The organism is Hungatella sp. L36 (assembly GCF_014288035.1).
Window position 1 is genome coordinate 193,737 of record NZ_JACOPC010000015.1, and the last position, 10,335, is coordinate 204,071.

At 47.3% G+C, this 10,335-nt stretch carries 10 protein-coding genes; 9 read left to right on the forward strand and 1 reads right to left on the reverse strand.

Features of this window, described 5'->3' with window-relative positions; all coding sequences use genetic code 11:
* The first annotated feature begins 21 nt into the window (after nt 1-21).
* The 5 genes from H8S80_RS27235 (at nt 22) to H8S80_RS27255 (ending at nt 5,888) form a co-directional block, all read left to right on the forward strand.
* Nucleotides 22-558 (forward strand): DUF5697 family protein, encoded by a 537-nt coding sequence (locus H8S80_RS27235; protein ID WP_069159238.1) that lies wholly within the window; start codon nt 22-24, stop codon nt 556-558.
* Nucleotides 559-1,221, forward strand: coding sequence for a DUF6100 family protein (locus H8S80_RS27240; protein WP_069159239.1), 663 nt, complete (start codon nt 559-561; stop codon nt 1,219-1,221).
* A 136-nt stretch (nt 1,222-1,357) separates the two neighbouring features.
* Entirely contained in the window at nt 1,358-2,491 is a 1,134-nt protein-coding gene (locus H8S80_RS27245) for a hypothetical protein (protein WP_242880655.1), read from the forward strand.
* Between the two features lie 14 nt (nt 2,492-2,505).
* The gene (locus tag H8S80_RS27250; RefSeq protein ID WP_117633553.1) at nt 2,506-4,434 is read left to right on the forward strand and encodes a VirD4-like conjugal transfer protein, CD1115 family; all 1,929 of its coding nucleotides are present in this window, start codon (nt 2,506-2,508) and stop codon (nt 4,432-4,434) included.
* 29 nt (nt 4,435-4,463) lie between these two features.
* Nucleotides 4,464-5,888, forward strand: a complete 1,425-nt coding sequence (locus tag H8S80_RS27255) for a S1 RNA-binding domain-containing protein (RefSeq protein ID WP_081330214.1) — start codon at nt 4,464-4,466, stop codon at nt 5,886-5,888.
* Nucleotides 5,889-5,984: 96 nt separating this feature from the next.
* On the opposite strand, the gene H8S80_RS27260 is transcribed toward H8S80_RS27255, so the two are convergent.
* Nucleotides 5,985-6,365, reverse strand: coding sequence for a hypothetical protein (locus H8S80_RS27260; RefSeq protein WP_069159240.1), 381 nt, complete (start codon nt 6,363-6,365; stop codon nt 5,985-5,987).
* Nucleotides 6,366-6,799: 434 nt separating this feature from the next.
* On the opposite strand from H8S80_RS27260, the gene H8S80_RS27265 reads away from it, so the two are divergent.
* The 4 genes from H8S80_RS27265 (at nt 6,800) to H8S80_RS27280 (ending at nt 10,267) form a co-directional block, all read left to right on the forward strand.
* Nucleotides 6,800-7,285, forward strand: coding sequence for a DUF4320 family protein (locus tag H8S80_RS27265; RefSeq protein WP_069159241.1), 486 nt, complete (start codon nt 6,800-6,802; stop codon nt 7,283-7,285).
* An 8-nt stretch (nt 7,286-7,293) separates the two neighbouring features.
* Complete coding sequence (locus tag H8S80_RS27270; RefSeq protein WP_069159242.1) at nt 7,294-7,794, forward strand: hypothetical protein; 501 nt, start codon at nt 7,294-7,296, stop codon at nt 7,792-7,794.
* A gap of 68 nt (nt 7,795-7,862) precedes the next feature.
* Nucleotides 7,863-8,429, forward strand: coding sequence for a DUF6550 family protein (locus tag H8S80_RS27275; RefSeq protein WP_069159243.1), 567 nt, complete (start codon nt 7,863-7,865; stop codon nt 8,427-8,429).
* Between the two features lie 107 nt (nt 8,430-8,536).
* On the forward strand, nt 8,537-10,267 hold the full coding sequence (locus H8S80_RS27280; RefSeq protein WP_117633554.1) for a DUF8193 domain-containing protein: 1,731 nt from the start codon (nt 8,537-8,539) through the stop codon (nt 10,265-10,267).
* Nucleotides 10,268-10,335 lie beyond the last annotated feature (68 nt).

The window sequence follows — 10,335 nt, forward strand, 5'->3', positions numbered from 1 at the left end:
ACAAAAGGAGGTGATTCCCACATGAAGACCAGAGCCGATATATATGGGCAGGAGGCCACAGAGCTGCTGCGTCTCATTTCCCTGTATCCGGGCCTTGTACAATGCCAGCTGGCAGGATTTTTTCCCGGCAAGGAAAGCGCCGTTGTCTATGGCCTGCTCTCCCATCTTAAACGGCAGGGCAGGGCCGAGCAAAGTATCAGCGGCGGCTGGTTCCCTTATGGTAAAAAACACCAGGCAGATTCCGGCCTGATACAGTCGGTCTGGGTACTTCTGGATATAATCGACCGGGTGGAATATCATTCTCCTGGAGACTTCCCTGCAAAAGTCATCTTCTTTTCAGGTGGAGAGATTTATGAAATTGTCTATGTGGCTGTCAGTCAGGAGGCACTTATCGCCCATGCGTTGAAACAGGACGCAAGACAAGACAGCCGCCGCATTGTTCTGGTGGAGGAGCCGGATCAGATTCCGTTGCTTAATTTTCCAAATATTTCCGGATTCTGTACCGTATCTTCCTCTGGGCAGGTGCTTTATTATCAACGTGCAAATGGAGGAACATAATTGGAACGAAAAATTATTTCAAAACGTATCGGGAGTATTCTGGACGATCTTTCCCGTCTGAATAATGCTCTATATGCAATGGACACCACAGATATCCAGCGTTATCCCGATAATTATGAAGTTTTATCTATGGATGCCGCACTGCGGGCAGAGTCGGTCGCCTGTCGTCTGCGGCATTTGATTTATGCCAGCACCGGCATCAAAAAAGCGGAGTATCTGACCTCGGCACAGTCGGCACACGGCATTGAGATTGCCTACAAAGAAGGGGTGCTGTCGGTGTCACTTCCCAGCCTGCTGCCTAAACGCAGGCAGAGGCAAAACACGGAATTTCTTTTAGACCCGCTATACTTTGCCATGGAACAGTATGCCAGAGAAAATACGCTGCCCCACTATCGGGATTGTGTTGTATGTTTTACTCAAGTCTACGATCAATCACTTCCTACAAGAAGGGTTCGTGATTATGACAACCTTGAAGAAAAGCAGCTTTTAGACGTACTTGCCACATTTGTCATGACCGATGACTGCGGCCTGCTCTGTGACGCTTATAATACAGCGGTACTTGGCGAAAAGGATTGTACACGAATCTCCATTATGGAAAAGGCACGGTTTCCTCTCTGGATTTCTGAACAGGAAAACCATCTGAAAACCATCTCGGATTTTTGATGATTTTAGGGGTATTTTATCCCGACCCTATCACGCACCGCCAAAATCCACGTTTTTCATGGGCTTCTGAGGCGATGCAGTACCCGGTTTTTACCGAAGTCGTTTTCAGTCTCGGTAAAAGCCGTTCACGAAAGGAGTGAGCCATATTGGGAAATGCAACCGAACGTTTCCACAGCCCGATACACTGCCATACCACCTTCTTGCCTTAACTGCTATCTCCGGTGAGTTCCCGGCAGACCAGTTAAAACGGCTCCGTGGCAGTGATTATTACAAGGAGTCCGTTATCACCGCTTTAAAAAAGGATGGTTACCTGCGCACATACTACCGGGATAAGCTGAGAGGCTATCGGCTGGGAGTAAAAGCGAAAGCCACGCTCCTGTCGGAAAGCCCCGACCTGTTTACATTTTATCTCACAGGAGAAACCGATACCAACCGCTTGAAAAGCGAGGTTAACCGTCGGCTGCGTCTGCACCGCATCGCACAAGCCTATGTGACAATGGAAAATGCCGGCGCAGCTGTATTCCGGAATGAAAAACCGGACATCTTTTCATCAGAGGGTTCACCCGTTGGTGAGATTGAAGCGCCTGCGTTTTATAATTCCCGTGAAATCAAAGAGGTTGGTATTGATTTTACCAAAATCCGCAGTTCCCGTTCCGTAGGTGCGCTGCTTGCACCAGCGGGTATATTTGTTACCTACAACTGCGGACCCGGTCTGATGAAATGGCGCTATAAATCCGAGCTGCGCATGAAAACTCTGATGTGGACCGTATTGTGTCAGCAGCGGCTTGCCTCCCAGTTCCGCCCAGAAGATGTTTCCGGTTTAGTGCTTGGAGACGGAATGGAACCGGCCTACCAGATGCTAACCAGCAATGGAGGCAAAAGACATGACTGTTTTATGCTGGATGGCTGCTACGACCACTTTTTTTATGTTACCAATGACCGTAAGGGCGATATACTTTTGCGCTTGCTCTGTGATACTGAAAAAAAAGAAGAATTGCACCGAATTCTTTCTCTGGATTTAACCGAGCGGAGGGCAAACTGGCGCATCGAAAATGATGCGATTGACAAGAACGGCGATCCGGTACTGTTTGCTTACAGCTGCGATATGCCCCGCATTGCCCGCTATAATACGGCGCTGGAACTGCAAGGTAAAAATGGCACGCTCATTTGCTTTGATTACCAGCAAAATGTACTGGAGCGCTATTGTGGCAGCCGGATACGTTTTCAGACCATCGGCTTCGATAAATTTGAAAGGAGGTTCTTTCCATAGACAAACAGAAAATCATGAAAGGATTGATTGCCGGGCCGGCTGCCATACTTGCGATTTTGTACGCAGGCGGGTATCTGGCTCAATTTATCAGCAATTATGCTGTGTGGAAACAGGGCGGCGGTATTCCTGGGGATGGTACATCTCCGGTAATGGCGTCGCCTGACTTTATATCCTGCATTACCACCGTATTTCAACCACCTTATGGCCTCTACGGTGTCCTGATCTGCATTGGCCTGCTGGCAATTCTGCTTATTATGGTTATGCGGATGGGATACAGTGACAGCGGTGAATATGATAAGGACCGTAATTTTACATACTCTGCCAAAGGTACCTATGGCACATCTGGCTGGATGAGCCGTAAAGAAATGACTGAAGTGCTGGACTTGGTATCGGACCTGCGCCAACATCATGGAACCATTCTTGGCCTGCTGGACAACAAGATAGTTTGTATGCCGGAGGAAACGCGCTTCAATGCAAACATGGCCGTGTACGGTGCAAGCGGCTCTATGAAAACAAGAGCCTTTTGTATGAACCGCATTCTCCAGAGTGCTGCCCGTGGAGAATCCCAAATTATTTGTGATCCCAAATCCGAGCTATACGAAAAATCAAGTTCCTATTTGCGGGACCAGGGTTACTGTGTCCGTGTTTTCAATCTGGTCTCGCCCGAAAACAGCGACTCCTGGAACTGTCTTGCTGAAATCGAGGGACAGGAACTGATGGCGCAGCTTTTCGTAGATGTTATCATCAAAAATACTATGAACGGCAGCAAGGGCGACCACTTCTGGGATTCCGCCGAAATGAACCTGCTTAAAGCGCTGGTACTGTATGTGGACCAGAGCTACGATTCAGAGCACAAGAACATCGGTGAGGTCTACCGGCTGCTGACGCTGAATTCTGAATCTGAACTGAACAGCCTATTTGAAGGACTTGCGCCTACCCATCCCGCCAAAGCTCCGTTCAGCCTTTTTAAGCAATCCTCTGAAACCGTGCGGAGCGGTGTTGTTATCGGTCTGGGCAGCCGGCTTCAGGTATTCCAGTCCGAGCTGATAAAGAAAATCACGGCACGGGATGAGATTGACTTGGAGCTGCCCGGACAACAGCCCTGTGCTTACTTTTTAGTTACCAGTGACCAGGACAGCACCTTTGATTTTTTGGCAAGCCTGTTTTTATCGTTTGTATTTATTAAATTAGTGCGTTATGCGGACAAAAACTGTCCCGGCGGCAAACTTCCTGTGCCTGTCCATGTATTAGGAGAAGAATTAACAGCATGCGGAACCATTCCAGATCTTTCACGCCGCCTTTCCGTAATCCGCTCTCGTAATATCAGTATGTCACTGGTGTTCCAGAATCTTGCAGGTCTACAAAACCGTTATCCTCTTAATCTCTGGCAAGAGCTGCTGGGAAACTGTGATGTGCAGTACTTCCTCGGTTGTACGGACCCTTTAACAGCGGAATTTGTCTCCGAACGCACGGGCCTCGCCAGTGTAGATGTCACCAGCAAAGCAAAACAGCTGGGTACCTGGCGTATTTCCAACTACACGCCAGAATATCGAGAAACCAGCGGTGTCGGCAAGCGTCCTGTTCTCACTCCTGATGAAGTGCTGCGTTTTCCTATCGACCAGGCCCTTGTTATTATCCGGGGCAGAAAAGCACTTAAAGTGTCGAAGATGGACTATACAAAGCACCCAGAGGCGGAAAAACTTCAATCCTGTAAGGCTTCCGCCCATATACCGGAGTGGCGGCGTTTGGAGGAAGAAAAAGCAGCAGCAAAAGCCTCGGCACCCGACGTAAAGAAACCAGCTCCCCGCCGTACCAGTAAAGCGGCTGCACCCGCAGCACCCAAACCGGAAAAAAAGTCGGAGCAGCCCACTGCTATGCCAACCAAAAAGGAAACGGCACCAGTGGGCATTATTGTGTCAGATAAGGATTCTATCCTATCTTAATTTCCATTATATAAAGGAGGACAATATTTATGGCAATGAAAAACAATGACCTGTTGGAACAGGAAAACCAGACCTTGGGGACATCCGCAAGCGCAGACTTTGGAATAGAACTCCCTGCGGCCGACACGAGCCTTACGGCAACTGGTGATGACAATGAAAGCAAAGTCAATCTGGACGAATTGCTGGGCGCTATGGATCTGACCGATGGCGATACCCAGGGTAAGACCGATACGCAGGCAGAAAACAGCGTTGTAACTGATGAAGCAGTTTCCATGGAACAGACCGGAAATACTGCTTCAGAGGAACCTGCTCCCGGCGATAAGCCGGCTAAGACGAAGCGAGGTGTCCGCAAGAAAAAGGCGGAAGAAACCTCCGTTCCTGAATCTGATATGCCGCCCATTATGGAAGGGACACCCAACTATTTGGAAGATGCCACAGTTTCCACGGTTGAGGCACCTTCTCTGTTGAATACATCAGAGGATAGTCAGCCGGATATTTCCGATGCGCTGGCAACTCCTGGCAATATGGATACGCCGGTGCGAAGCAATGCCCCTGTTCTGACTATCCGAAGCCGTGAGGATGTAACCACTGAGGAGGAGCGGGAGGACATCATCTGGCATGAGATCCGCAATGCTTACCGCACCCGCAGGATTCTTACCGGCAAACTGGGCGGCATTGAACAGACAGATAGCAAAAAGACTATCGCTATTGTTGACTATAAGGGATTCCGTATTATCATTCCTTTAAAGGAAATGATGATTCAGCTGCCCCGTACCAGCACAGAACAGGAATACAGTGAACTGATGCTGCGGCAAAACAAGATTCTTAATAATATGCTGGGAGCCGACATCGACTTTATTGTAAGGGGTATCGACTCCAAGACCTTCAGTGTGGTGGCAAGCCGTAGAGAAGCAATGCTCCGTAAACGCCAGTTGTTCTATCTGGATACCGACTCTTCCGGCACATATCGTATTTATGAAGGACGTATCGTACAGTCACGAGTCATTGCCGTTGCAGAAAAAGTTATCCGTGTGGAAATTTTCGGCGTGGAAACCTCAATTATGGCCCGGGACCTGGCCTGGGATTGGATTGGAGATGCCCACGAGCGTTTTTCTGTTGGTGATGAAGTGCTGGTGCGGGTACAGAAGGTGCGCCGGGAATCTTTGGAGGATATCAGTATCCGGGTAGATGTCAAAAGCATTTCCCAGAATACCAGCCAGGATAACCTGCAGAAATGCCGTGTCCAGAGCAAGTATATGGGTAAGGTAACGGATGTTCATAAGGGGGTAGTCTATATCAGGCTCTCCAATGGCGTCAATGCTATCGCCCACTCCTGCTACGACTACCGGACGCCTGGCAAGAAAGATGATGTCAGCTTTGCTGTAACGCGGCTGGATGTGGAGCGTGGTGTGGCTGTGGGAATAATTACCCGGATTATCCGACAGAACCTATAATCAATAAAAGGTGCAGAGTCATATTTCAGAGGACTCTGCACCTTCCTATAATAATCACACAACTTATGGACACTCTTTTAAGAGGCTCCTGTTGTTCTACTTTGTTATCAATGTACAGATTGTTTCAAATTTTTTAATATTGTCTATTAGTGCCTCTTCTCCATTGTCGTATTCAATTTCAATGGTAGCTATCCCGACTGTTTTACACGAAGATTCAAAGGATAATAAATCATCTAATGACATTTCCCAATAAAATTCTGTATCATTGATAAACGCTTCAATCTGATTCTTCCCTTGTTCGTCAACCAATGCGTACATATATCCGCATGTTGCTAAAATTGCTGCAAGAGGATTTTTCCGGATAAAATCGCTGTTCACAATTCCTGAAAAACCAAATCTCTCACATTTAAAAACTTTTCTCATGACATGTTCAATGTCAACTGCATAACTCTGTGCTCTCATAATTGCATTATTCATTGTATTGTCCTCCTAAATTCTGGCTTTGGTTTTGCCAAATATTACTCTTTGTACCAATATCGCTTGAATCAAAAAAGACACCCACTATTGGATGCCTAGAATACAATACAAAGAATAATTCTTCTTTTTGGACTCTATGCAATTATAAAGGTACAAATATATTATCTGGCTGTTACATCTATGTAAACAACAGCACTGTTGGTATCTATACTATACCATCCATTGTTAGCACTGTCAAATGTCGAGTGCTAATTACAAATTATTTTTTTATGCTCCGTTTACTTAGTGTAGATAATGAATCACCCCATGAAGAACAATGGATAAAATAGTTAATATGGTATTGGCATAACATTGGCACAGTTTTGCTCTTTCGCCGTAAATTCACATCTGCTATAATAAGTACAGTCAAAAATTTGCAAAGAAGCCACTCCGGCATGGGGTGGTTTTTTGTTGTAAAGGTGGTGATAATTATTTTTTACAAAAAAATCCGTAAGGCTTTGGCTAATGACAGAGCCGAGGCCAACTATTTCAGCACAGTATTCTTTATTTTTATTGCGGTACTGCTGCTGGCGTTTATTATCGATCTGTTTTCCATCATATCTACGAAACAGGAGCTCGACCACGCTGCCGATCAGATGGTAAAACAGATACAGCTGTCTGGCGGCATCAACCGGGAAACGGAGGAACTATTCTCTTTTCTATGCTCACAGATTGAAGGGGCCAGAGATATCAGCTACTCTATTGATGCCACCTATAAGTCGCCAACTCCATCCGGCATGACCCGCGCCATTCAACTGGGGAGTCCCTTCTATATCACGATTGAGGGTAATGCCAAACTGGGCGGATTTTGGAACTTTGACCTTGTGCATATCACGGTGGTATCCCGGGGAGCCGGCGTGAGCGAACATTATTGGAAATGAGGTGGCCTATGAACCGTATTTTAATGAGGCTGCGGCGGCCGCTTCGCAACGAACGGGGGGAGATAACCTTCTTCGCCTGTTTCTTTGTAGTCGGCGTTGTCATGCTGATTTCATTCCTTCTGTTATATGCCTCCATCCGGATTAACTGCATTAATATCCGAAACGGCGCCAAGATGGAATTGAACAACCTGAGCGCTCTGATCTATGCTGACACCTATCGCTCTCAACGAGAAACCAATTTCAGCGAGTATCTAAATACACTCTATTCCAGCAGCTCCTATACTGCTGCACTGGAGGATACCGTACAGGATGGCCTTGCAAATAAAATACCGCTTTCCACTGATGACTACGAGATATCAAATATTCGGCTGAAATTCGATGTTACTGGTGACCGGGTGGAATATGTATTTTCCTGTGAAGCTAAATTTTTTATCCGAATGTTCGGCCAGTCATATCCTACTATCACTCAACGGATTGAGCTGACCGGTTACCACAATACAAAATTCTAAAATGTTGTTGAAAATCAGTCCAGTAAACCGTAAAGTATTTATAAATAAGCAAACAGGAGGTTTTTCTTATGAAAAATTTTTTTAAGTCTAAAGGTTTTATAGTAACGTCACTTGCGGTCCTCTGCATCACGATTCTGGGCGTGTGCTGGTATGCCGGTCAGGATAAAAGTGATCCGTTTCTGCCGGATGAATCGCCGCCTGCCAGCACAGAGAGCACCTGGTCTGAAAACAACTCACAGACAGACGGCAGCAATGGGGCAGATGCCTATGTCTCCCCACAGCCTACTGCTCCCGTTGAGGAATATCCTAAAGTAGTGGAGGAATCTGAGAATGAGGTCGTGATTGACTTTACCAATACAGAACCATCTGCGGCTGAAGCCACGCCTCATCCTGCTCCGGAAGGTAAGACTATAATGGAAGACCCCGGCCCGGCGCATGAAGTTAATCGAAATCCAGAGGTAACCGCTCCCAGCACAGAAGCTCCTGCGGATACAGAACCAGCCCCCGGTTCCGGCAATGGGAATGGAGCAGTTTATGACCCGGTGTTTGGCTGGGTAGTTCCCGGAGAGGTCAGCCAGTCAACCATTGATAGCGATGGAGATCCCAATAAAATGGTCGGCAATATGGGGGATTGATTGACAAAATCGGACAACTGAAAAACTATTGAATGCAAGGCTGTCACAAATTTTTATGTGGCAGTCTTCTTTGTTTATATTTTTCACAGAATGGAGCGTGACAAATTGTGAAAAGAATTATCTCTGTACTATGTACCGTATTTCTTCTGCTCTGCCTGTTTTCATCAACGGTTCTGGCAAGTAACGGGAACGGTAATTTGGATGGAGGCGGGGGTAACATGGGGCAGGGTACCTCAACAAATTTCTGGTCCACAGGCAATGATGGTGTCCGTGTTACCGTGGTAGACGCAGAAACCGGAACGGCGGTCAGTTCCTCCGTAGATTTTGCCAACCGTTCTCAGCCTGCAACTGTTTTGCACTTTGGCAAGGTGAACAAACTCCAGTATCGGGACGGAATTGGACTTACATTACAATCAGGTATACCGTATGATTGCCTTCAGCCTGCTTATTCTATGCCAGCCATAGTCAATAGTAAAAGCAGACCTACCAGTATTGAAGCCATAAAGAAATACTTCTGTTCAGAGTATGCCTGCAAGATGGTGGCATCCGCAACCGGGGTTGATTATGATAAAATGCTAGACGGACAGTACAAAATCTTACTGGAGCCCATTGCCTATGTTACTTTCAACGGTTCTTACTACTGTATAACTGCTACTGAAGCGGCCCTGTATGACCAGCTTTCTGGAGGAGCAATGCGGCAGCGGCTTCCCAGCGTTGCCTTTCAGAACCTTCCGCTGGCCCTGTTTCTGGAATATAGCGATTTAGGATTCTCCGCATGGACTGGCCCAAAGACTGGTATCCAATCAAACGCGGACATTATCAACTATCTGGGAATCGGTATTGTTTGGTTCGATGACCGTCCCGAAGAACCGGAAGGTGATATTAACGCACCTGATGTGGAATATCGTGTGGACACAGATGTAATAACTGCCATTACTCTGACAACCAGCCGGGATCTGACACCAGACAATCCGGCCACGGTGACTTTCAATATTATGGGAACCAGCTACCGGGTACGGGATATTGTAATTCCGGGCGGTGATTCTCAGGTGGTATGGGTTAAGTGGCATACACCGCCCACGCCGCAAACTATCACCATAACCGTTTCTGTCAGCGGTGCTTATACTGCAAAAGATACGTTTGTTGCTAAAATTGTGGATCTTAACGAGCATATCCCGCCCGATCCTCTGGCTACCGACACCAATCCCGGTTACACCGTACCCTCCCTGCCCTCCAATTCCCAGAAGCTGACTGCAAACTGGGGTGTATGGAGCTGCTATTGGGTGCCGGTGTGGGTGTGGTGCGACCATGAAGACGGTGGACACTGGGTCGATGAGGGCTATTGGGAATTTGAATACACTGGTTATTCCGCCTCCATAAGTGGCACCATGGCTTTGAATCCCGATGACATTGTTCCCACTGCCGCAGGCAAGTCCATGAAAAGCGGTTACGGGGTAAAAACTGATGTGACAGCTACGTTATCCACCAATGCGCCGGCCAGCCACATCACTTATCCACAAACAGCCTTTTCTGTATTCCCGGAATTCCAATATCAGACCTACCTGCGCCTGCTAAAACGGACATCCGGCGGACGCAGCGCACGGTTTATCTTCCGGGAAAATGAGTTTTCCACCTACAACCGGACGGTTCATTTTACACCGCTCTGGTTTCCGGATGCTGCAAATTATACGATTTACACACAGGTATGGGATACATGGACACCGGACGGCATGCTGTCCGTAAACCTAAATGACTATGTATCTATCCAAGGGAGTCTCTACGATGACTGGGTGCGCCCATATAGCTTCACATATATGCGTGAAGCGTGGGATAGATAAAAATCTGCCTTTGGCAAGGCAGTGGGCAAGGTACTGACTGCCCATCGTTATCAACTCAGCCTGCGGGG

Excerpts from the sequence above, each read along its gene's own strand:
- H8S80_RS27235 (WP_069159238.1), top strand. The coding sequence starts at position 22 with ATGAAGACCAGAGCCGATATATATGGGCAGGAGGCCACAGAGCTGCTG.
- H8S80_RS27250 (WP_117633553.1), top strand. The coding sequence starts at position 2,506 with ATGAAAGGATTGATTGCCGGGCCGGCTGCCATACTTGCGATTTTGTAC.
- H8S80_RS27255 (WP_081330214.1), top strand. The coding sequence starts at position 4,464 with ATGGCAATGAAAAACAATGACCTGTTGGAACAGGAAAACCAGACCTTG.
- H8S80_RS27260 (WP_069159240.1), bottom strand. The coding sequence starts at position 6,365 with ATGAATAATGCAATTATGAGAGCACAGAGTTATGCAGTTGACATTGAA.
- H8S80_RS27265 (WP_069159241.1), top strand. The coding sequence starts at position 6,800 with ATGGGGTGGTTTTTTGTTGTAAAGGTGGTGATAATTATTTTTTACAAA.
- H8S80_RS27270 (WP_069159242.1), top strand. The coding sequence starts at position 7,294 with ATGAACCGTATTTTAATGAGGCTGCGGCGGCCGCTTCGCAACGAACGG.
- H8S80_RS27275 (WP_069159243.1), top strand. The coding sequence starts at position 7,863 with ATGAAAAATTTTTTTAAGTCTAAAGGTTTTATAGTAACGTCACTTGCG.